We start from the raw sequence: 25,233 nt of genomic DNA, 5'->3' as shown, positions 1-25,233 counted from the left end.
CTTGATTGTCCGCCGCAGCACGCCTTCAGGCTACGTCGACACCCGGTCCGACGATATTCCGCATCGCGGACGATCCCGGACGATCACGCACAGCGAGCCATCGGTCGCCGAGCGAAAGGGGCGACGCGCACGCGAAGATCCGGGCCGTGCGGATGCCGCCGGCTAATCCTCGCGAGCCTCCCCGCGATCCCGGATCAAGGCCTCCAGCTCGGCCGTGGCCCGGCGGGCGCGGGGTTTCTCGGAGCCCTGGATCCCCATGGCCCCGATGGTGCGCCCGTCCGAGAAGTCGATCCTCGGCCACGGATCCCCCACCAGCAGCGTGACGTCCAGGATCTCCGGCCACGTGTACCGATGCGTGCGGACGGCGTTCACGATCGTGATGCCCTCCTCGTCGGCCTCCACCCGCACCCGGCCGAGCAGGTGCAACACGTACGCCACCGCGCACCCGAACGCCACGATCGCCACCCGGTCGGGCAACTTGAACGACTCCGCGATGAAGACGGCCATGATCACCGCCCCTGCCACGATCAGCACGGCGAAGCCGTACGCGACGATCCTGCCCCGGCGCGGACGCCAGGTGACGGGCAAGGGCGGAGGCGGGACGGGCTCTGGCACGAGGGAAACCTACCGCAGGTCACCCGAGGTTCTTGAGGAGGAGGGCGGTCTCCAGCGCGGCCACGACGGACTCGTACCCCTTGTCCTCCTTGCTCCCCGGCAGCCCCGACCTGTCGAGGGCCTGATCCAGCGTGTCGCAGGTGAGCACGCCGTTGCCGACCGGGGTCTCCTCGTCCAGGGAGATCCGGGTCAGGCCCGAGGTCACCGAGTCGCAGACGTAGTCGAAGTGGGCGGTCTCGCCCCTGATGACCGCGCCCAGCGCCACCACCGCGTCGCAGCGGCGGGCCAGCGCCTGGGCGACCACCGGGATCTCCAGCGAGCCCGGCACGCGTACGACCGTGGCCCTGGCGCCGCTGTCGTCGCACGCCTGCACGGCCCGCGCCACCAACTGGTCGGTGATCTTGGCGTGCCAGCTGGCCGCCACCACCCCAACGGTCAGCCCCGAGGCGTCGGGCACCGAGACGCCCGGTCGTCCTTCGCCGCTCATGAAGCCTCCGAGATGTCATGGCCGAGGCGGTCGCGCTTGGCCTTGAGGTATCGCTCGTTGTGGGGGTTCATGGCCGCGGGCATGGGCTCGCGGCCGAGGACCTTGATGCCGTACCCGTCCATGCCCTTGAGCTTGGCCGGGTTGTTGGTGAGCAGCCGCACCGACCTGACGCCGAGGTCGGCGAGGATCTGGCCGGCGTTGGAGAACTCCCGGGCGTCGATCGGCAGCCCCAGCTCCACGTTGGCGTCGACGGTGTCGCTGCCGTTGTCCTGCAGGTTGTACGCCCTCAGCTTGGCCAGCAGGCCGATCCCCCGGCCCTCGTGGCCACGCAGGTAGACGACCACGCCCCTGCCCTCCTCCGCGATGACCGACATGGCGTGGCCGAGCTGCACGCCGCAGTCGCAGCGCAGCGAGCCGAACACGTCGCCGGTCAGGCACTCGGAGTGGGCCCTGACCAGGATGTTCTCGCCGTCGCCGAGGTCGCCGTGGACGAGCGCGACGTGCTCGCCGCCGTCCAGGGCACTGGCGTAGCCGTAGGTCCGCCACATTCCGTACACGTTCGGCAGCCGCGTCTCGACGACCCTGGTGACCATGCTCTCGGCCCGCCGGCGGTAGTCGACGAGCTGCTCGATCGAGACGAGGGCCAGGTCGTGCTTGTCGGCGAAGCGGCGCAGCTCGGGCAGCCTGGCCATGGTGCCGTCGTCGTTGACGACCTCGGCCAGCGCGCCCGCCGCCGACAGCCCGGCCAGCCTGGCCAGGTCCACAGCCGCCTCGGTGTGGCCGCGCCGGGCCAGCACGCCGCCCTCGTGGTAGCGCAGCGGGAAGATGTGGCCGGGGCGGACCAGCTCGTTGGGCTCGGTGGCGGAGTCGGCGAGCGTGCGGATGGTCTTGGCCCGGTCCGCGGCGGAGATGCCGGTGGTGACGCCGTCGCGGGCGTCCACGGTGATCGTGTACGCCGTGCGCATGCGCTCCTTGTTGTGGAGCACCATGAGCGGCAGCCCGAGCCGGTCGAGCTCCTTGCCGTCCATGGCCACGCAGATCATGCCGCTGGTGTGCCTGATCGTGAACGTGCACAGCTCCGGCGTGGCCCTGGACGCGGCGAAGATGAGGTCGCCCTCGTTCTCCCTGTTCTCGTCGTCGACGACCACGACGGCCTTGCCGTTGCGGATGTCCTCGATCGCGCGCTCGATCGGATCGAGCTTGATCTCGCTCATCGCGCCACCGCCACTTCCAGCGCGGCCGAGCGGTACTCGCGCAGCCACTTCACGAACCCGATGACGACCAGCACGAAGAAGATGGCGTACACGTAGCCGGAGACGACCAGCCCGGAGCTGAACGCCAGCGGCACCCCGACCAGGTCCACGGCCACCCACACCATCCAGAAGTCCACCAGCGCGCGGCCCTGCGCCCAGGTCGCCACCGCGCTGCCGACGAAGATGTAGGCGTCGGCGGCCACCAGGAAGGCGCCCTCGGGCAGCGGCACGTGGGCGCCCCACGACAGGCCGGTGAAGAAGAACAGCAGCCCGACCACTGCCGTGCCCACCAGCATGATGCCGATGAGCAGCGACCGCTCCCACCACTGGGCGGGCCGGACGGCCAGCTGCTTGCCGTCCTGCGTGCCCCGCCGCCACGCCCACCAGCCGTAGACCGCCAGGGCCGCGAACATGGCCTGCTTGAGCGCGTTCCCGGTGATGTGGGCGTTGATGGAGGCGATGAACAGCAGCACCGAGCCGGTGAACTGCACCGGCCACGTCCAGATCGACTTGCGCATGGCCAGCAGGACCGTGCTCAGTGCGGCGATGTTGCCGATCAGGTCCGTCCAGAGCACGTGCGTGTTGAATACCGTGAATCCGGCGTCTGCCCAGTTCACTGTCCGGCCACCAGCCTTTCGACATACTTCGCGATCACGTCGACCTCGATGTTCACTACGTCTCCCACCTGGCGATCACCCATGGTGGTGAGCTTCAGCGTGGTGGGGATGAGGCTCACGCCGAAGCTTTCGTCGTCAACCGTCGTGACCGTCAGGCTGATTCCGTCGATCGCGATCGAGCCCTTCTCGGCGACGTACCGGCTCAGCGACGCGGACAGGGAGAACCGCAGGTCGTCCCAGCTCTCTCCGGGTTCGCGCGACAGCAGTGCGGCGGTGCCGTCCACGTGGCCCTGCACGATGTGGCCGCCGAGGCGCTGGTCGGCGCGTACGGCCCGCTCCAGGTTCACCGCCGAGCCCGTCGTGAGCGCGCCCAGGGAGCTCCGGTCGAGCGATTCCCTGATCACGTCGACGGTGAACACGTCGCCTTCGACCTTGACGACCGTGAGGCACACGCCGTTGACGGCGATCGAGTCGCCGTGCCCCGCGTCGGAGGTGACGACCGGGCCGCGCACCGACAGCAGCGCTCCGCCACCGGCTTGCTCGATGGCCACTACCTCGCCTTTTTCCTCAATGATTCCGGTGAACATTCACTGCTCCCTGCCTGGTTGTGCGATGGGCCGGGCGATCAGCCGTACATCCGGCCCGATGGGGGATATCTCGTCGAAGGTCAGGCGGTGCATCTGGCCGATCGTCCGCACCCCGGCCGCGCCGAGCGCTGCCCGCCCGGAGCCGAGCAACGCGGGGGCCACGTACGCGACCACGCGGTCGACCAGGCCCTGCCGTATGAACGCGCCGGCGAGCGTCGGCCCGCCCTCCAGGAACACGCTGACGACCTCGCGCGCGGCCAGCTCCCGGAGGAGGGCCAGCAGGTCCAGGCCGTCGCCGTGGCGGGGCAGGCGCAGGAGATCGGCCTTGAGGCCGGCGCCGGCGTCCTCGGCCACGGCGATCAGCGTGGGGGCCTCGTCGTCGAGCACCCGCGCGGCCTGCGGCGTCCTGGCATCGGTGTCGACGACCACCCGCAGCGGGACGCGAGCACCGCGACCTGCATCCGCGGCCTCGCCGGCATCGCGACCGGCACCGGTGCCGTGACCGTCCCCCGCGGTGTCGCCTGCGCCATGACCGTTGCCTCCGCCGACCGGTGCGATGAGGCGGGCGGCCGATCCACCGCCGGCCTCCCCGTCGGGGCGAGCGCCCGCGCCGTGGGCCGGTCGACGGACTGGACCGTCCTGGGACGCCGGGCTCTGAAGGACCGGGCCGGGAGCGGCGCTCGCGCCGGAGCCTGCGCCTGGGCCAGGACCGGCGTCGGAGCCGAGAACGGCGGCCGGGACGGGGCGGGCGGTGAGCCGGGCGTCGTCGGCGAGGATCGTGCCGACGCCTGCCACGATCGCGTCCGAGGCGGCACGCAGCCGGTGCACGTCGGCCCGGGCCTCGGGAGAGGTGATCCACTGGCTGGTCCCGTCCTCGGCGGCCGACCTGCCGTCGAGCGTGGCGGCGAACTTCCAGGTCACGTGGGACCGGCCGAGCCGCGCGTACGTGAGCCACTCCTCGTTGACCCGCTCGGCCGCGCCCGTCAGCACCCCGATCGTCACGGAGACCCCGGCGGCCCGCAGCCGAACGGCACCGCCCGCGGCCTTGGGGTTGGGGTCGGCGACCGCGACCACCACACGGGCGATCCCCGCGTCCAGCAGCGCCAGGGTGCACGGCCCGGTCCGGCCGGTGTGGTCGCAGGGCTCCAGCGTCACGTACGCGGTGCCGCCCCTGGCCCGCTCCCCCGCCTGCGCCAGCGCCACGACCTCGGCGTGCGGCCCGCCCGCGTACGCGTGGAAACCCTCACCGGCCACCGCCCCGGCGGAGTCGAGCACGACGCAGCCCACGACGGGGTTGGGGCTTGTGGTGCCGTGTCCGCGCCCGGCCAGCTCAACGGCGCGCGCCATGTGCGCGGCGTCCTGCTCGGGTATCTCCACCCGGGTCTCCTACTCGCCAGTAGCTCCAAGCCACGGCGGGCCCCGGGGGACTCACGTGATGCACGGATACATCACAGAAGGCGTCCGGCTGATACGCCGGACACCTCGCGCGCTGCCTCCCATCCGGACTTTAACCGTCGGTCCCGGAGTTCCACCGGGTCAACCGGCCGATGGCATCGGCCGGGTCGCGGACTATCACCGCCGGTTCGGAGTTTCACCGACCCCGGAGCACGCTAGCTCACTTCCGCTATCAGTGTGCCATGCCCGGAACAAGGGACGCGACCGCCCCCACCCTTTCGACCAAGCGGCCGCTTCAGGCCGCGGTCAGCCGGTGCGCGCGCCGGGCCGCCGGGGAGTAGCGGACCTGGGCGGGGACCAGGCCGAGCCCGGTGTGCAGGGTCCGCAGCGTCGCCGTCGCCCACAGGTCACCGACGGGCGTGGCGGGCAGCCCGTACAGCCTTCTGGCCCAGCGCGGCAGCGTGGCGAAGGAGAGGAGCATCAGCGCGGGCACGGCGGGCTTGAGCGGGGTCAGCCGGCGCGGGAGCGGGGCGTTGAGCGACAGGCGCAGCGGGTGGGCGGCCTCGGGCACGAAGCGCAGCCCCGGCCGCTCGGCGTCGATGTAGTCGCGCAGCTCGGCCACCGAGCCGGGCACGTCCTCGCCCCTCAGCCCGACGACCTCGGCGGCCCGCCGCCACTCGGCGACGAACGCGTCCGCTTCGGCGTCCGTCAGCCGCACCCCCGCCCGGCGGGCGATGGACAGGTAGGAGTCGACCTCACCGACGTGAACCCAGCGCAGGGCGTCGGGGTCGTCCAGGTGGAACGTGACGCCGGTGTCGGGGTCGAGGGCGGTCAGCCTGGCGTGGATCTTGCGTACGCGACGTCCGGCCCGTTCGACCTCGGCGGTGGTGCCGTACGTGCGCACCCGGACGAACTCGGTGGTGCGCACGAACCGCGACCAGGCCTCCTCCGGGTCCATGAGCGCGGAGTTCTGCAGCACGCCGCGCATCGCCCGCGGGTGCAGCCCCTGCATCAGCAGGGCGCGGATGCCGCCGACCAGCAGGATGGGCTCGCCCATCACCCGCCACGTCACCGAGCTGGGGCCGAAGATCCCATGGTCACCCATAAGTGAATGGTTACCCAGCTAAGGGGCATTTCATGTCATGGCGCGGGTGGCGACGGCACGCAACTCGTCGACGGCCGCGACCGGGTCGGAGGCGCCGTAGACGGCGCTGCCCGCCACGAACACGTCGGCACCCGCCTCGGCGCAGCGCCCGATGGTGCCGGCGTCCACGCCCCCGTCGACCTGCAGCCAGATCCGGCCGCCGTGCCGCTGGACGAGCGCGCGCGCCCGGCGGAGCTTCGGCAGCACGACGTCGAGGAACTTCTGCCCGCCGAACCCGGGCTCGACGGTCATCAGCAGCAGCATGTCGATCTCGCCGAGCAGGTCTTCGTACGGCTCGACGGGCGTGGCCGGGTTGAGCGCGAGCCCGGCCCTGGCGCCGAGCGAGCGGATCTCGCGCAGCGTGCGGACCGGGGCCTTGGCCGCCTCGGCGTGGATCGTCACGCTGCCCGCGCCGGCCTCGGCGTACTGCGGCGCCCAGCGGTCGGGGTCGGCGATCATGAGGTGGCAGTCGAGCGGCGTCGCGGTCGCCTTGCGCAACGCCTCGACCACCGGCAGCCCGAGGGTGAGGTTGGGCACGAAGTGGTAGTCCATGACGTCGACGTGCAGCCAGTCGGCGTTCGGCACGGCGGCGGCCTCGTCGGCGAGCCTGGCGAAGTCGGCGGCGAGGATGCTGGGCGAGATCTGTACGGCCATGATTTTCCTCAGTCTAGTGAATGGCTCGCGCCTGCTTCGCCCGGTTCATCAGCCCGAGCCGGATGAACATCACCGGCGCGCCCAGCTGCACCCAGAGCGCCAGCACCGCGTATCCGGCGTACGTGACCACGCCGGCCCGGGGCAGCAGCTCGCGCTGGACGTACCAGATGAGCACGGCCGCGGCCGTGCCGAGCAGCCAGCGCGCGGCGCGCAGCCCGAGCGGCCCGCCCGCGTCGAACCAGCCGATCCTGTGCATGATGGACGCCCCGGCCAGTGTGCCGAGCAGCACGCCCGCCATGGTGACGATCGTGGACAGGCTCTCGGGTGCGATCTTGCCGGCCGAGCTCCAGGCCGCGGGCAGCGACCAGCCCGTGTACGCGGCGTTGGCCAGCGCGGCGGCGCCGATCAACGCCCCGGAGAGCACGGCGGAGGCCGCCAGCTGCGTCCACAACCCCAGCCCGCGCCACCACGCCGTCAGCGGGCGTTCCAGCTTCAGCACGAGCAGCAGCACGGCCGCGCCGAGCAGCACCCCGCTCACCACGTCCGAGACGAAGTGCACTCCCAGATAGACGCGGCTCAGGCAGACCAGCCCCGTGAGCGCGCCCGCCGTCCACAACGCCCACGGCCGTCCCGCGATCACGGCCAGCCGGCCCAGGCCGGCGGTGCCGTTCTGGGCGTGCCCCGACGGCAGGCCGAAGGCGCCTTCGACGGAGAGCGGGCGCACCCGGGGGTCGATCCAGTACGGCCTGGGCTGGTGGGCGGCCAGCTTGATGATCGAGTTGGCCGCCGCGGAGACCATGACCGTGAGGGCCAGCCGGAGGGCGAGCCTGGGATCCACGCACCAGTAGAGGACGGGCAGGCACAGCAGGAAGAACGTGTCCGTGCCGAACACGGACAGGAGCTCCATCACCGGCCGCACCCAGTCCGGCCACTGCTGGAGCCAGATGATGGGCTCCAGCTCCGCTCTGTGAAGGTCGTCCAGGAAGTCCACGGCGTCGATCCGACCACATCTGCCCATTGGCGCGACAGATCAACCGAATACGTCCGCCGGGCGGGCCGGCCGGGATGTCAGGCGCGTTTGCGGAGCAGGGCCAGGAACATGGCGTCGGTGCCGTGGCGGTGCGGCCAGAACTGGGCGTGCGGCCCGTCTCCGAGACCGTCCACCTCCGGCAGATAGTCCCGCGCGTCGAGCTCCTCCGCATCATCCCGGCGCCCGAGCACGTCCCCCAGCACGACCCGGGTCTCGGCCAGGTGCGGCGAGCAGGTGACGTACGCCACGACGCCGCCGGGGCGTGCCGCGTCCAGCGCCGTGGTGAGCAGCCGCCGCTGCAGCTTGCCCAGCTCCGCGATGCCGGACGGGTCGCGCCGCCACCGCGCCTCGGGCCGCCGCCGCAGCGCCCCCAGCCCGGTGCAGGGCGCGTCGAGCATGACCCGGTCGAACGCCCCGGGCAGCCACGCGGGCTCCGTGCCGTCCGCCGTGACCACCCCCGCGTGCCGGGTGGTCTGCCAGACCAGCCGCGCCCGGTGGTACTGCACGTCCGCGGCGACCAGTCGCGCCCCGCCGGGGAACCCCGAGGGATCCCCGTACGTGGCGATGGCGTCGAGCAGCCCCGCCTTGCCGCCGGGCCCGGCGCACATGTCGAGCCACAGCTCCTCGCCCTCCCGCTCGACCGGCACCCGGGTCAGGGCGAGCGCCACGAGCTGGCTGGCCTCGTCCTGCACGGCGGCGCGGGTCCTGGCCACGGCGTCGATCTGCCCGGGATCGCCTTCGCGCAGGTACGCGGCGTACGGCGAGTAACGGCCCGGGATGGCGCCCGCCTCCTCCAGTTCCTTCACCGAGCTGCGCCCCGGCCGCGCGACCAGCGTCACCAGCGGCCGGGCGTTGTCGGCTTCGAGCAGGTCGGGCAGCTCGGCGTCCCCGCCGAGCGCGTCGCGGAAGGCGGAGACGATCCACCGGGGGTGGCCGTGGGCGACGGCGAGGTGGCCGACCGGGTCGTCGGCCGGGTCGGGCGCGACGATGGGCACCCATTCCTCGATCGTCCTGGACGCGATCTTGCGCAGGACCGCGTTGGCGAACTTGGCCGCGCCGGGCCCGACGCGCAGGCGTACCAGGTCGACGGTGGTGCCGACGGCGGCGTGCGGCGGGACGCGCATGCGCAGCAGCTGGTGCGCGCCGAGCCGCAGGGCGTCGCGCACGTCGGGGTCGGGCGGGCGGTCGCTGCACATCTCGATGATCGCGTCGTAGGTGCCGAGGCCGCGCAGCGTGCCGTACGCGAGCTCGGTGGCCAGCGCGGCGTCGCGCCCCTTGATGCCGCGCTCGCGCAGGAGGCGCGGGAGGAGCAGGTTGGCGTACGCGTCGCGCTCGTCGACGGCGCGCACCACGTCGAAGGCGGCGTTGCGAGCCGGGTCACGCGGCGGCCTGCGCGGCCCTCGCGAGCGCCCCTCACCACCACCGGCCCCCCGGCCTGCGCCGCCCCCGCCTGCGCCGCCCCCGCCTGCGCCGCCCCGGCCTGTGCCGCCTCCGGCGCCCTGGCGTCCGCCTCCGCGGGCCGCACCGCCTCCGGACCCTTGGTCCCCCTTGGCCCTCATGCCGTCAGACTTCCCCGATCGGGTCACTCGAAGATCTCTTTGCCCGCGGGGCGGACTCCGCGAGCCCACTCCACGGCCCCCATCAGCCGCTTGCCCTGCGGCTGCACCTCACCCAGCTCCACGGCGTCGGTGGCGGTCCCGACCAGCACCGCCGTCTTGGAGGCCGCGATCTCCCCAGGCGCCAGCCGCTCGCCGGGGACCGGCCGCACGGGCCCGAGTTTGATCCGCTGGCCCCGGAACTCGCTCCAGGCGCCGGGGTTGGGCGTGCAGGCCCGGACGAGCCGGTCGACGTGCATGGCCGGCTTGGCCCAGTCGACCCGGGCGTCGACGACGTTGATCTTGGGGGCCATCGTCACCCCGTCGGCCGGCTGGGGCCGGGCCTCCAGGGTGCCGTCCTCGACGCCGTCGAGCGTGGCGGCGAGCAGCCCGGCCCCGGAGACCGACAGCCGCTCGAGCAGCGACCCGCTGGTGTCGGTGACGCGGATCTCCTCGGTGACGACGCCGTAGACGGGCCCCGCGTCCAGCTCCTTGACGATCTGGAACGTGGTCGCGCCGGTGATCTCGTCGCCGTGCAGGATCGAGCGCTGGACGGGCGCGGCGCCACGCCAGGCGGGCAGGATCGAGAAGTGCAGGTTGATCCACCCGTGGCGGGGCACGTCGAGCGCCGACTGGGGCAGCAGCGCGCCGTACGCGACCACGGGGCAGCAGTCGGGCTCCAGGGTCCGCAGCCGGTCGAGGAAGGCCGGGTCGCCGGCCTTCTGCGGGCGGAGCACCTCGATGCCCGCCTCCTCGGCGAGCTCGGCCACCGGCGAGGGGTGGACCTTGCGTCCCCGGCCCGACTGCGCGTCGGGGCGGGTGACGACCGCCACCACCTCGTGCCGCGGCGAGTCGAGCAGGGTGCGCAGCGACGGCAGCGCCGTCTCGGGTGTGCCCGCGAAGACCAGACGCATGCTCTCAGAGCGCCTTTCCGCCGGTCACGTGCGGCGAGTATTTGATGACCGGGGCCGACAGGCCGCTCCACTCGGCCTCGCGGACCGCCTTCATGGCCAGCTTGCGCTGCTTGGGGTCCATGCGGTCGATGAACAGGATGCCGTCGAGGTGGTCGGTCTCGTGCTGGAAGCAGCGGGCCATCAGGTCGGTGCCCTCCAGCGTGACGGGCTCGCCGTGCATGTCGAATCCCTTGGCCACGGCGCGGACGGCGCGCGGCGTCGGGAACGACAGGCCGGGGAAGGACAGGCAGCCCTCCTCGCCCTCCTCGTCGAGCTCCGGCGACAGGTCGAGGTCGGGATTGATCAGGTGGCCGAGCTGGTCGTCCACGTAGTAGGTGAACACCCGCAGCCCGACGCCGATCTGCGGGGCCGCCAGGCCCGCGCCCGGGGCGTCCATCATCGTGTCGGTCAAGTCTTTGACCAGCTTGCGGAGCTCCTTGTCGAAGTCGACGACCGGGGCCGCCGGGGTGCGCAACACCGGGTCTCCGAACAGCCGGATCGACTGGATCGTCAAGGGGTCACTCCGTTTCTCAAGGGGTGGATCAGCCCAGTTTAGTGGGCTGGAGCGAGCGCGCCTTCATCGCGGCCTTGCGCGCCGCCTTGGCCACCGCCTGGTCGTCGTGGCCGGCCGCCAGCATGTCGAGCACCGCGATCGTGTCCGGGTGGCCGACCGTGGGCATCTCGCCGACCAGCTTGATCAGGTCCTCCCCCGGCTCGGGAGCGTCGAGCCGGCCCGCGGCGGGCGCGGGCAGGTGCATGAGGGCGGCCAGCACGTCGACCGCGATCCACGTGTGGTCCTCCGGGCTGAGCGGCGGCGCCTGCAGGTCGCGGATGTGCAGCCAGGAGGCCGCGTAGCGGCGCATCAGCGGGTGGCCGAGCGCCTGTCTGACAGGCTCTTCCGCCTCCGGCCCCAGCTCCTCGAGGATCGCGCCGACCACGCCGCGCTGGCCGGCCGTGCCGGACGCGGCGATCTCGATCAGGTCGCGGGCGGCCGAGGCCGGCGGGCGGCGCTCCAGCCAGCCGGCGACGGCGCTCTGCGTGGCCGAGCCCTTGACGAGCGCCTCGACCAGCTCGGCCGCCGACAGGTCGGCGAACACCTCCACCTCGGCCGTGGTCGGCGCGTCGTGCCCCTCGCGCAGCAGGTCGCGGCGGATGGCCCAGACGCCGAGCGGGGTGAGCGCGGTGCGGCCCGCGGCGGTCTGCTCGACCAGGCCGCAGTACGCCAGCAGCGACAGGGCCTCCAGCAACTCGGCGGGCAGCGCGGCGGCGAGCCTGCGCATCTCGACGGGGCCGGGCGCGCAGGCGACCTCGTGAGACTGGAGGATGCCTCTGGCGAGGTTGGCGGTGGCGACGCCGGAGCGTACGGAATAGATCGTGGCCAGCATCTCGGCCAGGTGGCTGTCGACCACGGCCGAGCCGGTCAGGCCCGTGTCGGCGCGATCGAGCACGTCCATGACCACGCCGTCCCAGAACTCCAGCGTGGCCTCGACCGTGAGCCGCATCGACAGCGGCCCCCGCGACACCCGGCCGCCGGTGATCTGCAGCAGCCCGGTGTTGACGGCGACGATCCAGACGAGGCGCAGCCGCTCGGCGGGCCGGCCCAGCTCCTCGGCCGCGGCGGCCGCGTCGGCCGCGCTCAGATGGCCGTCGGCGCCCACCTGGCGGGCGCCGGTCCAGGCGGTGAGCCTGATGGCGTCGGCGACGAGCGGCACCGCGGACACCGCCCTGGCCAGCTCCGCGTCGGGCGCGAGCAGGACCGGCGGGAAGGTCAGCGCTTCGTGCTCCTCCGCGGGAGGCTCCTCGGGCTGCCGTGCGGGCACGGCGGCCTGCTCATCGATCAGCTTGCGCAGCTCGGCGAGGTCGAAGACGTTGTTGGCCACCCACGAAACTTACTGCACAGCAGTCACATGAGCGTACTCAACGGATGGCACGGGAGCGGGCTTTGAAGGCCGCCTTACGTGCCGCCTTGGCGACCGTGCTGTCGGGGATGGAGCGTCCGAGCAGCTCCAGGACGTCCACGACATCGGGGTGGTCGACCCGCCACATCTCCTCGATCATATGGGCCGGCGGGCCGGAGGCGGCCATGTTCTCGGCGAAGATCTCGGGGTCCTCCTCGGCCGCGGGCATCGCCAGCGCGAGCATGTCGACGCTGACCCAGAGCAGCTCGTCCTGGGTGAGCTGCGGCGCGGGCAGCCCGCGGGCGGCCAGCCAGTGGATGGCGTGCGGCCGCAGCTCCTCGTCCTCGAGGTAGGCGCGCACCTGAGGCTCGGCCTCGGTCCCGAGCCGGTCGACGATGGTGATCGCGATGCCGCGGGCCACGGCGGGCGCGCCGGAGGCGGCGGCCAGCAGCGCGCCCGCGGCCTCGCCGGGCGTCCTGCCGGTCAGCCAGCGGTCGATGTCGTCCTCGGCGAACTCGGCGGGCACGCCGTCGAGCAGCCCTTCGATGAGGCCGAGCGCGTCGGCCTCGGCCAGGTCGGGAGCCTGCGGGGCGTCGAGGCCGAGCGACAGGTAGTGCTCGCGCAGCGCCCAGACGGCCAGCGGCGTGAGCTCGGCGTTGTCGCCCTCGAGCCGCAGCAGGCCGCACCAGGCCAGCCGGTCGAGCGCCCTGGCCAGATCGGTCTCGCCGTCGCCGGCGAGGTCGTCGAGATAGTCGCCGATCACGCTGACCGGCACGCTCACCTGCAGCCGGTAGAGCATGTCGAACAGGTCGTAGAGCTCCTCGTCGAGCTCGGCGGAGCCGGTGATCGTGCCGCGCGTGTCCTGGTCGAGGATGCGGGCGACGGTCTGCGCCCACTCCCGCAGCGGCTCGTCGTCTCCCGGCAGGGGATGCTTCTCGAGCATTGGCACGGTCCGCAGGGCGGCGAGGAGGTCCTCGGGCGGCGCCAGCCTGGCGGCGGGCAGCGGGGTGCAGCCGGGGCAGTCGCAGGGCGCCTCGCCCAGGTCGGGCACCTCACCGGACGGGATGGCGATCGACTGCTCGAGCGATTCTGGTCCGATGGCGCTGAACAGGCTCTTGGCCATGCCGAAGTTCGAGGGGTCGGCGAGCGCCTCGGGCATGCGCGGCTCGATGTCGTCGAGCCGCTCCCGCATCCGCGCCACCCGCTCCTCGGGGACCGTGCCAACCTCGCCGAGATAGTCGACGAGGGTACGGGCGGCGGCGACGGTCTCCGGCGCGCTCTCCGGAGGCGCGATGACCTTGCGCGGGTAGATGGACAGGAGCAGCTCGTCGAAGGTTTCCGGAGTGAAATCACCGAGTTCGTTGACGTTGAGGTAGTCGCTGGCGTAGTCGCAGAGAAGGCGGACCTCATCCGCGTCCACCTCGACTTCCCGCGCGCGCCCCCAAGCGCGCAGATCGTCGATGGCCTGATTCACCCATTCGATCGACACAGAGGCACGCTAACGGCTGGTCACCAGATGAGCGAATCGGGGAAACGGTTCAAATCAGGTCGAGGGGGTCGACACTCACCCTCACGACATCTGGCGTCTTACGCGCCGCGCGTACCCCACTGGCCCCCTTGAGCGCAGCGGCCAGCGCGGCGCCGCCGTTCCTGCGTACGCGGATCATGGCGCGTTCCTGGCCGGCGTCGTCGACGGGCACGGGGCCGAGGACCTGGGCGTCCGGCGGGAGGCGTACCTCGTCGAGCATCTGCCTGACCGCGCTCGCCACGCCGGTGAGCGTCGCCATCCGCACGGCGGGCGGGAACCCCAGCTCGGCCCGGTCGGCGAGTTCCCGCTCGGCGTGGGTGACGGGGTCCCACCGCAGCAGGGCCTGTACGGCGGGCAGCGCGGCGTCCGCCAGCACCACCAGCTCGGCGCCGGGGCGGAGGAGGGCGGCGGCGTTCATCCAGCGGCGCACGGCCTCCTCGCCCGCCCGCAGGTCGGCCCGGCCCAGCAGCGCCCACCCGTCGAGCAACACGGCCGCGGCGTACCCGCCCTCGGCCACCGGCTCGGCGCCGGGCGTGGCGACGACCAGCGCGCGGGTGGCGGGAACGGTGGCCAGCACGCCGTCGCGGCCGGACGTGCGCACCTGGACCGACGGAAAGGCCCGGCCCAGCTCCTCGGCGGTGCGGCGGGCGCCGGTGACCACGGCGCGCAGGCGCGGGCTGCCGCAGGTCGGGCACCGCCAGTCGGCGTCCACCCGCCCGCACCAGCGGCAGTAGGGAGCGGCGTGGCCGCCTCGAAGCGCAAGCGGCCCGTGACAGAACGACGCCGCCCCACCGAGCACACCCATCGACCCGGCACCATCGGAACCGCCGGAAGATCCCGCGCCGCCCGCCGGACCCGGACCAGCACCCCTCGGGCCCGCGCCACCCACCGAACCCGAACCACCCACCGAACCTGAACCGGCGCCCATCGAACCCGCCCCACCCGCCGGCGCAGCGCCGCCCGCCGGGCTCGAGTCGGCGCCCGTCGAACCCGCGCCGCGTGTCGGTGTCGTGCCCTCGGCGCGGGCTCCGGGACCCGAGCCACCCGGACTACCGGAGCCATCCGGGCCGCCTGAACCACCCCGGCCGCCCCAGCCACCCGCGCCACCCGCCAGATCCGAGTTCTCCGGGCCGCCTGCCGGCCCCTCGCCACCGGAGCCGCCCCGTACGCCCGCGCCACCAGGACCGCCCAGCGGGCGGGAACCGCCCGGAGGCGTCCGTCCGTCCGGCCGGCCAAGAGGCGTCTGTCCGGCTGCTCCGCCAGGGGGCGGCGTGTCCACTCCGGCCGGTCCGCCAGGGAACGGCGTGTCCCTTTCTGCCGGATCGCCGGTCAACGGGCACCCGGCCGCGTCCACCAGACCGGCCCCGTCGACAGCCGAACCCGGCAGACCACCGAGCGGACCCGGCGAACCACCGGACGGACCCGGCGAACCACCGAGCCGACGCGGCGGACCTCCGAGCGGGCCGGTCGGGTCGCCGAGCGGGATCGCCGTCGGGACGCCGGGGCCGGCGATGTCGCCCGGCGGGACGGCAGCGGCCAGGAGCCCCCCGGCCGTGCGGGTGGGCGGGTGCGTGCAGCGGGCCGGGGTACGGCAGTGGCGGCAGGCGAGGGCGGGCAGGTAACCACGCCTCGGAACCTGGACGAGCACCGGGCCGCTCTCCAGCCCGTGGCGCAGGGCCCGCCACGCGATGCTGGGCAGTCTGGCCTGGCGGGCGGCCTGGTCCTTGGCCAGCTCGGCGTCCTCTCCCGCGGGCCGGACCCGGGGGGCGAGGCTCCTGATCGTCGTACGGGCGGCCACGATCGGCCTGGCCCAGCGGCCGGCGATGAGCTGGGTGGCCTCGGCGGTACGGGCGTACCCGCCGATCAGCATCGCCGCGCCGGTCCTGTGGGCCCTGAGCCCGAGGACCTCGCGGGCGTGGGGGTAGGGGGCCAGGCGCTCGGCGTGCAGGTCGTCTCCGTCGTCCCAGATGGCCACCAGGCCGAGATCGGCGACGGGGGCGAACATGGCGGCCCTGGTGCCGACGACGGCGCGTACCTGGCCTCTCAGCACCCTCAGCCACCGCCGGTAACGCTCGGCGGGGCCGAGGTCGGCGGTGAGCGCCACGTGCCTGCCGGGGCCGAGCACCCGCGTGAACTCGCCGTCGGCCAGCGCCACGTCCTTGCCGTCGGGAACCACGACGACGGCCCCCCTGCCGCCGTCCAGCGTCGCCCGCACGGCCTCCGCCATCGCCCCGGCCCACCCTCTGGCGCCGGGCAGGGCCGACCACACGGCCCGTGGGGCGCGCCCGTTGCGCAGCGCGTCCAGGAAGGAGGCGCCGGTGGGGTACGCGTCCCAGGCGCTCCCACTTTCCGCCGGCTCCCCCACCGATACGGCCGACTGGGCGGCGGCGCCCTGCCGGCCACCGGTGGCGGCCGATCGGCCGGCGGGGTCCGGCTGGACATCAGCGGCGGCCGGCCGGGACTCCGGGGTGGCCGGACCGTCCTGCTTGGGCGTCTCCGACTCGGCCCTGGCGTGGCGGGGCGGGACGGCGAGGCGGAGCACGTCGGTGAGGGTGCCGGCGTACCGGTCGGCGACCGCTCTGGCCAGGCCGGCGATCTCCGGCGTCAGCACCCGTTCGGGGGACACGACCCGTTCCAGCGGCGTCAGCTTGCCCTCATGATCGCTCTCACCGGTCCGCTCCAGCAGGAACCCGTCGACCAGCTTTCCCGCGAACCGCACCCGCACCCGCACGCCCGGCTCGGCCGTCTCGTGCATGGACGCGGGGATCAGGTAGTCGAAGGGGCGGTCGAGATGCGGCAGAGGGCTGTCGACGACCACCCTCGCCACCGGGCGCTCAGGAGCGGGTACGACGGCGCCCTTGGTGTCCTTCGACGACGCTGAGGGCCGCACGGCGTCGAGCGGCAGGAGGGCGTCGTCGGAGTCGGTCACGCCTAACGTCTACCAGACCCCACCACCACGAACGCCCGCCGCCGAGACCTGAACGGCATCGCCCCCACACCCGCGGACCAGCGCCACGGCGCGGAGGCGGCATGCGCGTCTGGCCGGCACCACGTTCCGAGGCCGCATACGCCGCCCGGACAGCGCCACGATCCGAAAGGGCCGGGCCCGCCGCAATCCATGGGCGGCCGGCACGGCTCAGAGCACCGTCACGATCAGGAGCCGGTCCGCGCGGCCCAGCCCGGCACGCGACCCATCTGACCACGGCCACCGCCGTCGCACGAACGCTTCGCGCGCCACGGCGCGACGACGGCGCCACCCGGCGAAATCCGGCTCATGTACAAGCCGGCGCCTCATAGGGCGGACCGGGCCATCGAAAAGACCGGGACCGCATCGGCCGGGCCGGGCTCGCCCAGAGCCGGCCACGGCCGCATCGACGGGCCGGATGTCTCCCAGCGCGGGCCAGGTCTCTTGACCTGCGCCTTGCCGTGAAGGGCGAGGACTCCCGTCCCGCCTGCGGCGGGAACTCCCGCCGCGGACGCCGCGAGTCACGGAGCGCGGTGCTTGGCGCTTCCCAGACCCGACTACCGTCTGGAGGTCTCCACGCCCTGAAGCGACACGCCCTGCCGCCATTGGCTTCGTTCCGTGCAGGGCTTGGCCACCTTCCACATGTCCACCATGGGGAAGCTTGTGGGTCGGAGGCGCCACGCATGCCGCGACGGCGCCTCCGTGCCCAGAAGAGCGGGGTCAGAGGCCTCAGAGACCGGCGGCGGTCCTCAGGGCCTCGGCGCGGTCCGTGGACTCCCAGGAGAAGCCCTCACGGCCGAAGTGCCCGTAGGCGGCCGTCTCCGAGTAGATCGGCCGCAGCAGGTCCAGGTCGCGGATGATCGCGGCCGGACGCAGGTCGAACACCTGGAGGACGGCGGCCTGGATCTTCTCCACCGGCAGCTTCTCGGTGCCGAAGCACTCCACGAACAGACCGACCGGCTGAGCCTTGCCGATCGCGTACGCCACCTGCACCTCGCACCGGTCGGCCAGCCCCGCCGCCACGACGTTCTTGGCGACCCAGCGCATCGCGTACGCGGCCGAGCGGTCCACCTTGGACGGGTCCTTGCCGGAGAACGCGCCGCCGCCGTGGCGGGCCATGCCGCCGTAGGTGTCGATAATGATCTTGCGGCCGGTCAGGCCGGCGTCGCCCATCGGGCCGCCGATCTCGAAGCGGCCGGTCGGGTTGACCAGCAGCCGGTAGCCCTCGGTGTCGAGGTCGAGGTCCGCCAGCACGGGGTCGACCACGTGCTCCTTGATGTCGGGCGTCAGCATCTCCTTGAGGTCGATCTCGGCCGCGTGCTGCGTCGAGACGACCACGGTGTCGAGGCGGACGGGCGTGTCGCCGTCGTACTCGATCGTCACCTGGGTCTTGCCGTCGGGCCGGAGGTAGGGCACCGTGCCGGACTTGCGCACCTGCGACAGCCGCTGCGCGAGGCGGTGGGCGAGCGTGATCGGCAGCGGCATCAGCTCGGGGGTCTCGCGGCAGGCGTAGCCGAACATGAGGCCCTGGTCACCCGCGCCCTGCCGGTCGAGCTCGTCCACGTCGCCGCCCACCCGGTGCTCGTAGGCGTCGTCGACGCCCTGGGCGATGTCGGGCGACTGCGCTCCGATGGACACCGACACGCCGCACGAGGCGCCGTCGAAGCCCTTGTGGGAGGCGTCGTAGCCGATCTCCAGGATCTTCTCGCGGATGACGCCGGGGATGTCGACGTAGGTCTCGGTCGTGACCTCGCCTGCGACGTGAACCTGGCCCGTAGTGATCATCGTCTCGACGGCGACCCGGCTCTTGGGGTCGTCCTTGAGCATGGCGTCGAGAATCGCGTCACTGATCTGGTCGGCGATCTTGTCCGGGTGGCCCTCGGTGACCGACTCGGAGGTGAACAGGCGACGTGACAACTCAGTGGCTCCTCATGCAGCGGCTGCTGACGAATGTAAGGCCCGGACACACGCCAGGGCCTCGCCGAAGTCTAGCCCTACCCTGTGCCGGGTCGCGAAACCGTACACTATCCCTCTCCCCCTAGAGGTTGGGCAGAGGATCGGGAGGCAGCGTGTCGGGCGCGAAGATCTCGGCGTCGGCGGCCGAGATCACCGCGGCGTACTCCTCGTCGAACTCGAGCACCATCGGCCCCAGCTCGATGACCGGTCCGGGCAGGATGGGACCGAGCATGGTCTGCCGCGGGAACTCCGCGACGACCGCGACCGGCCGATCGCTCCTCAGCGTCCTGGTGGCCAGCACCGCGATGGACGCGTCCCTGATGACGATCAGGAAATGCCCCGTTCCCGCCGGGCCGGCGGAGAACGCGGGGAAGACGTAGTGGATCTCCCCCTGATCACCGAGCAACGTCCTACAACGATCCCTGACAGCAGAACCCACCGGCATTCTGTCCCCCCTTGACGCCAGTATCCGCAGGCATATGGGGGTGTCGCAACAGGTGATCGGGTAATCGGCCTTGGCACTTTGCGCGGTCTGCCGGATGTGCGCCGCACGGGACGGCGTCCCTTGTGCGAGCTTTCCGGGTATCGGCGCGGCGTCAGGAAAGGCGCGCGGCGACCAGGTCCCAGACGGCGTCGGCGACGTCCTCCTTGGGCCCGAACGGCACTTCGACCGGTGCGCCGCCGGCGACGAGCACCGTGGCCGCGTTGTCGGGGGTGCCGAAGGCCAGGCCCTCCCCCACCTGGTTGACGACCAGCAGGTCGCAGCCCTTGCGCGCGAGCTTGGCCTGGCCGTTGGCGAGCACGTCGTGCGTCTCGGCCGCGAACCCGACGATCACCCGCGGGTACGTCAGGCCGCGGGCGGATCGCGGCTCGGCCACGCCGGACATCACGGCTCCGGGCGCCGGCGGGCCGCCCCTGGGTCCAGGCTCGGCGGCGACGGTCACGGTGGCCTCCGGCCTCGACGCGCCGGCGCCCGAGCTCAGCCCGGCGTGCACGCCACCGTCCGGTCCTGGGACCGGCTGCCCGGCCTCTCTCGCCCGGCGGCGGCGCTCGCCGAGCTCGGCCAGGATGTCGGGATTCTTGGTCAGGCGGATGGGCTCCGGTTCGCCGTCCGTCTTCTTGATCTTGGCCTCGTGCCATGTCGCGGGCCGGAAGTCGGCCACCGCGGCGGCCATCACGACGACGTCGGCGTCGGCGTCGGCGGCGGTGAGCACCGCCTCGCGCAGCTGGGCCGCGGACTCCACCCGCACCACCGTGGCCCCGGCGGGGTCGGGCAGCGTGACGTTCGCGGCCACGAGGGTCACCTCGGCGCCCCGGGCGACGGCGGTGCGGGCCAGCGCGTACCCCTGCAGGCCGGATGACCGGTTGCCGATGTAGCGCACCGGGTCGATGGCCTCGCGGGTGCCGCCGGCGGACACCACGATCTTGTGCCCGGCGAGGTCACGCGGCCGCCCGCGCAGGACCCGCAGGCAGACCTGGAAGATCTCGGCGGGGTCGGGCAGGCGGCCGGGGCCGGTGTCGGCGCCGGTGAGCCGCCCGACGGCCGGGTCGATCACGACGGCGCCCCGCTCGCGGAGCGTCGCGACGTTGGCGCGGGTGGCGGGGTGCTGCCACATCTCGGTGTGCATCGCCGGCGCGAACACGACCGGGCACGTCGCGGTCAGCAGCGTGTTGGTCAGCAGGTCGCCGGCCAGCCCGTGCGCCGCCCTGGCGAGCACGTCGGCGGTCGCCGGCGCCACCACGACGAGGTCGGCCTGCTTGCCGATCCTCACGTGGGGCACCTCGTGAACGTCGTCCCACACCTCCGCCGACACGGGGCTGCCCGACAGGGCGGCCCAGGTGGGCGCGCCCACGAACTTGAGGGCCTCGCGGGTCGGCACGACCCGCACCTCGTGCCCGGACTCGGTGAACAGGCGCAGCAGCTCGCACGCCTTGTACGCGGCGATGCCGCCGCTGACGCCCAGGACGACCTTCATCGAAGGGGTCAGACCGCGCCTTCGATGGGCTCGGCGTTGAGCAGGCCCTCGGAGACCTCGCGCAGCGCGATGGACAGCGGCTTCTCCTGGGCGTGCGTCTCGACCAGAGGGCCGACGTATTCCAGCAGGCCCTCGCCGAGCTGGGAGTAGTAGGCGTTGATCTGGCGAGCGCGCTTGGCGCCCATGATCACCAAAGAGTATTTGCTGTCGACGATGTCGAGCAGCGCGTCGATCGGCGGGTTGGTGATACCCTCCGCGGCCGCTGTGGTGCCTGCCACGATTGTCAGACCTCTCGTTTGGTGGTTGTCGTGACCCCCTGAGGGTCAGTCATCAAGGCTATCAGCCGGTGGCACACATTCTGGACGCTCGTGTTGACCAGCGTCAGGTCGAACTCGGACTCCGCCGCCATCTCGATCCGCCCGGCCTCCAGGCGGCGCGCGATGACGTCCTCGGGCTCGGTGCCGCGGCCACGCAGCCGCTTCTCCAGCTCCTCCCAGGTGGGCGGGGCCAGGAACACCAGCAGCGCCTCCGGCATGCTCCTGCGTACCTGCCTGGCGCCCTCGAGGTCGATCTCGAGCAGCGTGGGCACGCCTTCGGCGAGCTTCTTGAGCACGGGCTCGCGCGGTGTGCCGTAGCGGTTGCCCGCGAACTCCGCCCACTCGAGCAGCTCGCCGGCCTCCACCAGCCGGTCGAACTCCTCGCCGTCGACGAAGAAGTAGTGAACCCCGTTGACCTCGCCGGGCCGGGGCCTCCTGGTGGTCACCGAGACCGACAGCCACACCTCGGGGTGTGCCCGCCGGAGCTCGGCGACGACCGTGGACTTGCCGACGCCCGACGGCCCTGAAAGGACCGTCAGCCGCCGTTCGCTCATGGGCAGGAATCCAGCCTCCATCCCCGGTCCGACTGCCTCGTGGGCACCTGCATCGCCGGACCAGGACCTGTCGGTCACTTTCCTACCCCCCGTTGAACCCGCGCTTTCGTGTGGAACAGAGATTAGCTCTCGTTGCCACCGAACTCGCGCTCGAGGGAGGCCCTCTGGTTCGCGCCGAGACCCCGCACGCGGCGGGACTCGGCGATGGCAAGCCGCTCCATGAGCTGCTTGGCGCGGACTTTGCCCACGCCGGGGAGCGATTCCAACAAGGCCGACACCTTCATCTTGCCGATGACGTCGTCGGTCTGCCCATCCTTGAGCACCTCAGCCAGAGAAACCGCGCCATGCTTGAGCCGGTTCTTGACCTCGGCACGCTCTTTACGGGCCTTGGCAGCCTTCTCCAGGGCTGCGGCGCGCTGCTCAGGGGTCAGGGGAGGAAGAGCCACGCCGGGTCACCTCGAATTTCTGTCGATGTACTCGGACGGCAAGGGAAACTAGCTGGTCATCGCCCCCTAAGCAACGTCAAGAGCGGTTTCTCTCGCCACAAAATCCACTTCATCACTTTGTGCGATCGAAAAATCACACAGTGCTGATCAAATCGTCCTCACTTCCCGCTTCTCGCGTCGGCACGCGACGATGTCGCGAAACGCAACGATGATCGCATTCCACTCATCGCCCCATGTCCGAAACCAATCTCTTACCTGGGCCGAAACCCTCGGCGCGATTGACTTTGATCTTGCGTGCGAACCCTGTATGATCTTGTATGGGGACGCCTCCGCGAGGCTGATCGCCGACCGGCTCCGGCGTGGAGCCGAGCGTGCGCTCGTCACGGTGCGTGGTTTCCCGGCCCTCGGGAGCCTGTTGCCGCAACGGGAATGGTGATCGAGGCCCACGCGCCGTCGTGCGCCATGGGCCGCGGGCGTGCACCGACGTTCGCCGCGTGCGGCAGCGCCGCCACCCGTCAGCGAGATCCGCCGCGGAGGGCGGTGCCGGCCGTGGATGAACGCAGAGAACCGAAGACGCTGTTACGAGGCCCGGCGGAGGGAGGCGGCGATGGCGGCGGCCGCGGCGCCCGGGTCCGGCGAGCCGGTGATGGGGCGGCCGATGACGAGCAGGTCGGCGCCGTCCGCCAGCGCCTGCTCCGGCGTCGCCACCCGTACCTGGTCCTGCGTGGCGGCTCCCGTGGGACGCACGCCCGGCGTGATGAGCGTGACGCCCTTCCCCACCTCGGCCCGCACCGCCGACACCTCGTTGGGCGAGCACACCAGGGCCGTGGCGCCCGCCTCCACCGACAGGGCGGCCAGGCGGCGCACCGCGTCGTCGGCGGGTCCGACGAGCCCGATGCGGCCCAGGTCGGCCTCCGTGAGCGAGGTCAGGATGGTCACCGCGGCGATCTTGGTGTGGGGGGCGGACTCCACGGCGGCGCGGATCATGGCCGGGCCGCCGGCCGCGTGCACGGTGAGGATCGCGGGCCGCAGCCGGGCGACGGCGCGGGCGGCGCCGGCGACGGTGTTGGGGATGTCGTGCAGCTTGAGGTCGAGGAACACCTGAACGCCGCTGGCGCCCCGCACGGAGGCGATCACGTCGGGGCCGTAACGCAGGTAGAGCTCCAGGCCCACCTTGACCGTGCTGACGTGGGGGGTCACCAGCGCCGCCCAACGAGCGGCGGTCTCCAGGTCAGGGGCGTCGAGGGCGACGGCGATGGGTGCGGGAGTCAAGTCGTGCTCTCTTCGGTGTCGGGAATCAGGTGGTGCTCTCCTCGGGATCGAGGAGTCAGGAGGCGGGCTGCTCGGGATCGAGAGGTCAGGAGGTGGGCTGCTCGGGGTCGCGGGGGTGGAGGAGAGACCTGTCGGACGGGCGAGGTCACGTCGTGGTCTCCTCGGTGTCGACCAGCAGGTGCCTCGGAGCGCTTCCCGGCGGGCGGTGGGCCAGGCCGACGGCGTCCGCCAGACGCTGCAGGCCGCGGACCCTCAGGAGGTCCTCCAGCTCGCGTTCGATGCGCAGGCACGCGTACGGGTCGTGGAACAGCGCCGTGCCCACTCCGACCACGCAGGCGCCCGCCAGGACCAGCTGGAACGCGTCCCGCCCGGTCATCACCCCGCCCATGCCGATCAGCGGCACCCCGGGCAGGGCGGCGTGGACCTGCCAGACGCACCGTACGGCCAGCGGCAGGACGGCGGGCCCGGACAGCCCGCCGGTGACGGCGGCGAGCGAGGGCCGCAGTGTCTCGGTGTCGATGGCCATCCCCAGCGGGTTGTTGATCATCGACAGCGCGTCGGCCCCGGCGTCCACGCAGGCCCGCGCGACGGAGACGATGTCGGCCACGTCGGGCGCGAGCTTGGCCACGACCGGCACGTCGTACCGCATGACGGACCGCACCGAGGCGATCACCTCGGCGGCCGCGCTGCCCTCGCGGGCGAAGACCCGGCCGCGGTCCTCCATGTTCGGGCAGGAGAGGTTGACCTCCAGAGCGGTCACCCCGGGCGCGTCGGCGAGCCTGCGGGCCAGCTCGGAGTACTCGGCGACGGTGCCGCCGCCGATGGAGACGATGGTCTTGACGCCGCGCTGGGCCAGCCAGGGCAGCTCGCGCTCCAGGAACGCGTCGATGCCCGGTCCCTGCAGCCCCACCGCGTTGAGCATGCCCGAGGGCGTCTCGGCCATGCGCGGCGTGGGCCGCCCCGCGCGCGGCGCCATGGTGATCGAGCGGGTGGTGAGGGCCCCGAGCCGGTGCAGGTCGAAGAACTGGGCCAGCTCCTGCCCGGAGGACGCGCACCCGGCGGCCGTGGTGATCGGGTTCGCCAGCTCCACGTGCGCCAGAAATGTCCGCATATCAACTGACATGTCGCACACCGCCTCCGGGGGCGCCGAGCGCGTCGAACGGGATCGTCCCCACGTCCTCGAAGCGCACCCGCTCCCCCCGGAACACCGGCCCTTCAGCGCACGCCCGCACCATCCTGGTCGCCCCGTCGTCCCCGATGACCGGGATCACGCACGTCATGCACACCCCGATGCCGCACGCCATCTGCTCCTCGACCGCCACCTGCACCGGGATGTCGAACTCCATGGCCACCGCCGTCACGGCCCGCAGCGTCTCCATGGGCGCGCAGGCGTAGACGACGTCGGCCCGCGTGTCGGCGATCACCGAGGGCAGCGCGTCGGTGACCTTGCCGCGCAGGCCGAGCGAGCCGTCCTCGGTGGTCAGCGTGGTGGTCTCGGCGATGCGGCGGGCCCGCATCGCGCCGAAGACCCGCTCGGCCCCGGCCCCGCCCAGCACGAAGTCGACCCGGCAGCCACGCGCCAGCAGCGCGTCGGCCAGCGGGAACAGCACGGCGGAGCCGTACTCGGAGCCGACGAGGACGCAGTGCACGGGATCGCGCGGCAGCGGAAAGGGCCGGCCCAGCGGGCCGACCAGGTCGAGCGTGTCCCGGGCGCGCCGCTCGGCCAGCCACGCCGTTCCCCGGCCGCCGGCGGTGAAGACGAGCTCGACCGTGCCGCCGTAGTCGGCCTTGACGTCGTGGACGGAGAACGCGCGGCGCGTCACCATCGACGTGTGGGCGCCTCCGACGGCCACGGAGACGAAGTGACCGGGGCGGAAGCGCTCGGCTATGCCGGGCGCCACCACCGTCAGCGCATGGTAGGCGTCGACCCGGCGCGTCGTCAGCACCGTGCCCGTCACCTGCACCGGAGTACCGGCCAGTCGTCTTCACCT

General features: G+C 72.7%; 24 protein-coding genes and 1 riboswitch. All 24 genes read right to left on the bottom strand.

What is annotated here, in order from left to right; translation table 11 throughout:
• Positions 1-162: 162 nt before the first annotated feature.
• The 24 genes from ACIBX3_RS18310 to ACIBX3_RS18195 all read right to left on the bottom strand — a co-directional run bounded on the left by ACIBX3_RS18310 (position 163) and on the right by ACIBX3_RS18195 (position 25,206).
• Positions 163-615 carry a PH domain-containing protein gene (locus ACIBX3_RS18310; protein ID WP_397118286.1) on the bottom strand — a complete coding sequence of 151 codons (453 nt, stop codon included), beginning with the start codon at positions 613-615 and terminating at the stop codon, positions 163-165.
• A 19-nt stretch (positions 616-634) separates the two neighbouring features.
• Positions 635-1,102 carry a 6,7-dimethyl-8-ribityllumazine synthase gene (gene ribH / locus ACIBX3_RS18305; RefSeq protein WP_397118284.1) on the bottom strand — a complete coding sequence of 156 codons (468 nt, stop codon included), beginning with the start codon at positions 1,100-1,102 and terminating at the stop codon, positions 635-637.
• Entirely contained in the window at positions 1,099-2,316 is a 1,218-nt protein-coding gene (locus ACIBX3_RS18300; RefSeq protein WP_397118282.1) for a bifunctional 3,4-dihydroxy-2-butanone-4-phosphate synthase/GTP cyclohydrolase II, read from the bottom strand. Before ACIBX3_RS18300 ends, ribH begins: the two co-directional genes overlap by 4 nt.
• Positions 2,313-2,972 carry a nicotinamide riboside transporter PnuC gene (locus tag ACIBX3_RS18295; RefSeq protein WP_397118280.1) on the bottom strand — a complete coding sequence of 220 codons (660 nt, stop codon included), beginning with the start codon at positions 2,970-2,972 and terminating at the stop codon, positions 2,313-2,315. The genes ACIBX3_RS18300 and ACIBX3_RS18295 overlap by 4 nt, the downstream gene beginning before the upstream one ends.
• A complete protein-coding gene (locus ACIBX3_RS18290; protein WP_397118278.1) occupies positions 2,969-3,559 on the bottom strand; it encodes a riboflavin synthase in 591 nt (196 codons plus the stop codon). The genes ACIBX3_RS18295 and ACIBX3_RS18290 overlap by 4 nt, the downstream gene beginning before the upstream one ends.
• Positions 3,560-4,936 carry a bifunctional diaminohydroxyphosphoribosylaminopyrimidine deaminase/5-amino-6-(5-phosphoribosylamino)uracil reductase RibD gene (ribD, locus tag ACIBX3_RS18285; RefSeq protein WP_397118276.1) on the bottom strand — a complete coding sequence of 459 codons (1,377 nt, stop codon included), beginning with the start codon at positions 4,934-4,936 and terminating at the stop codon, positions 3,560-3,562.
• A gap of 105 nt (positions 4,937-5,041) precedes the next feature.
• Positions 5,042-5,172, bottom strand: a riboswitch (FMN riboswitch).
• Positions 5,173-5,249: 77 nt separating this feature from the next.
• A complete protein-coding gene (locus ACIBX3_RS18280) occupies positions 5,250-6,059 on the bottom strand; it encodes an oxygenase MpaB family protein (RefSeq protein ID WP_397118274.1) in 810 nt (269 codons plus the stop codon).
• Between the two features lie 30 nt (positions 6,060-6,089).
• Positions 6,090-6,752, bottom strand: coding sequence for a ribulose-phosphate 3-epimerase (rpe, locus tag ACIBX3_RS18275; protein ID WP_397118272.1), 663 nt, complete (start codon positions 6,750-6,752; stop codon positions 6,090-6,092).
• A 13-nt stretch (positions 6,753-6,765) separates the two neighbouring features.
• On the bottom strand, positions 6,766-7,743 hold the full coding sequence (locus ACIBX3_RS18270) for a phosphatase PAP2 family protein (protein WP_397118270.1): 978 nt from the start codon (positions 7,741-7,743) through the stop codon (positions 6,766-6,768).
• Positions 7,744-7,820: 77 nt separating this feature from the next.
• Entirely contained in the window at positions 7,821-9,341 is a 1,521-nt protein-coding gene (locus tag ACIBX3_RS18265) for an RsmB/NOP family class I SAM-dependent RNA methyltransferase (protein ID WP_397118268.1), read from the bottom strand.
• A gap of 23 nt (positions 9,342-9,364) precedes the next feature.
• Positions 9,365-10,291 carry a methionyl-tRNA formyltransferase gene (gene fmt, locus ACIBX3_RS18260; RefSeq protein WP_397118266.1) on the bottom strand — a complete coding sequence of 309 codons (927 nt, stop codon included), beginning with the start codon at positions 10,289-10,291 and terminating at the stop codon, positions 9,365-9,367.
• A 4-nt stretch (positions 10,292-10,295) separates the two neighbouring features.
• Entirely contained in the window at positions 10,296-10,844 is a 549-nt protein-coding gene (gene def / locus ACIBX3_RS18255) for a peptide deformylase (protein ID WP_397118264.1), read from the bottom strand.
• 28 nt (positions 10,845-10,872) lie between these two features.
• Positions 10,873-12,210 (bottom strand): hypothetical protein, encoded by a 1,338-nt coding sequence (locus ACIBX3_RS18250; RefSeq protein WP_397118262.1) that lies wholly within the window; start codon positions 12,208-12,210, stop codon positions 10,873-10,875.
• A 37-nt stretch (positions 12,211-12,247) separates the two neighbouring features.
• Complete coding sequence (locus tag ACIBX3_RS18245; RefSeq protein ID WP_397118260.1) at positions 12,248-13,717, bottom strand: hypothetical protein; 1,470 nt, start codon at positions 13,715-13,717, stop codon at positions 12,248-12,250.
• A gap of 49 nt (positions 13,718-13,766) precedes the next feature.
• The gene (locus ACIBX3_RS18240) at positions 13,767-16,685 is read right to left on the bottom strand and encodes a primosomal protein N' (protein WP_397118258.1); all 2,919 of its coding nucleotides are present in this window, start codon (positions 16,683-16,685) and stop codon (positions 13,767-13,769) included.
• A gap of 765 nt (positions 16,686-17,450) precedes the next feature.
• Positions 17,451-18,638, bottom strand: coding sequence for a methionine adenosyltransferase (gene metK / locus ACIBX3_RS18235; protein ID WP_397118257.1), 1,188 nt, complete (start codon positions 18,636-18,638; stop codon positions 17,451-17,453).
• Positions 18,639-18,759: 121 nt separating this feature from the next.
• Positions 18,760-19,083: a hypothetical protein gene (locus ACIBX3_RS18230; RefSeq protein ID WP_397118255.1), complete on the bottom strand. Its 324-nt coding sequence runs from the start codon at positions 19,081-19,083 to the stop codon at positions 18,760-18,762.
• Positions 19,084-19,273: 190 nt separating this feature from the next.
• Entirely contained in the window at positions 19,274-20,653 is a 1,380-nt protein-coding gene (coaBC, locus tag ACIBX3_RS18225; RefSeq protein ID WP_397118253.1) for a bifunctional phosphopantothenoylcysteine decarboxylase/phosphopantothenate--cysteine ligase CoaBC, read from the bottom strand.
• Between the two features lie 8 nt (positions 20,654-20,661).
• Positions 20,662-20,931, bottom strand: coding sequence for a DNA-directed RNA polymerase subunit omega (gene rpoZ / locus ACIBX3_RS18220; RefSeq protein ID WP_127931975.1), 270 nt, complete (start codon positions 20,929-20,931; stop codon positions 20,662-20,664).
• Positions 20,932-20,936: 5 nt separating this feature from the next.
• The gene (gmk, locus tag ACIBX3_RS18215) at positions 20,937-21,545 is read right to left on the bottom strand and encodes a guanylate kinase (RefSeq protein WP_397118250.1); all 609 of its coding nucleotides are present in this window, start codon (positions 21,543-21,545) and stop codon (positions 20,937-20,939) included.
• A gap of 101 nt (positions 21,546-21,646) precedes the next feature.
• Positions 21,647-21,970, bottom strand: a complete 324-nt coding sequence (mihF, locus tag ACIBX3_RS18210; protein ID WP_020541698.1) for an integration host factor, actinobacterial type — start codon at positions 21,968-21,970, stop codon at positions 21,647-21,649.
• Positions 21,971-22,549: 579 nt separating this feature from the next.
• On the bottom strand, positions 22,550-23,242 hold the full coding sequence (gene pyrF / locus ACIBX3_RS18205; RefSeq protein WP_397118248.1) for an orotidine-5'-phosphate decarboxylase: 693 nt from the start codon (positions 23,240-23,242) through the stop codon (positions 22,550-22,552).
• 145 nt (positions 23,243-23,387) lie between these two features.
• The gene (locus tag ACIBX3_RS18200) at positions 23,388-24,365 is read right to left on the bottom strand and encodes a dihydroorotate dehydrogenase (RefSeq protein ID WP_397118246.1); all 978 of its coding nucleotides are present in this window, start codon (positions 24,363-24,365) and stop codon (positions 23,388-23,390) included.
• On the bottom strand, positions 24,355-25,206 hold the full coding sequence (locus ACIBX3_RS18195) for a dihydroorotate dehydrogenase electron transfer subunit (protein WP_397118244.1): 852 nt from the start codon (positions 25,204-25,206) through the stop codon (positions 24,355-24,357). Before ACIBX3_RS18195 ends, ACIBX3_RS18200 begins: the two co-directional genes overlap by 11 nt.
• Positions 25,207-25,233 lie beyond the last annotated feature (27 nt).

The organism is Nonomuraea sp. NPDC049480 (assembly GCF_044465905.1).
In the GTDB taxonomy this organism is placed as follows: domain Bacteria; phylum Actinomycetota; class Actinomycetes; order Streptosporangiales; family Streptosporangiaceae; genus Nonomuraea.
This window is presented reverse-complemented; position numbering and strand designations above follow the sequence as displayed.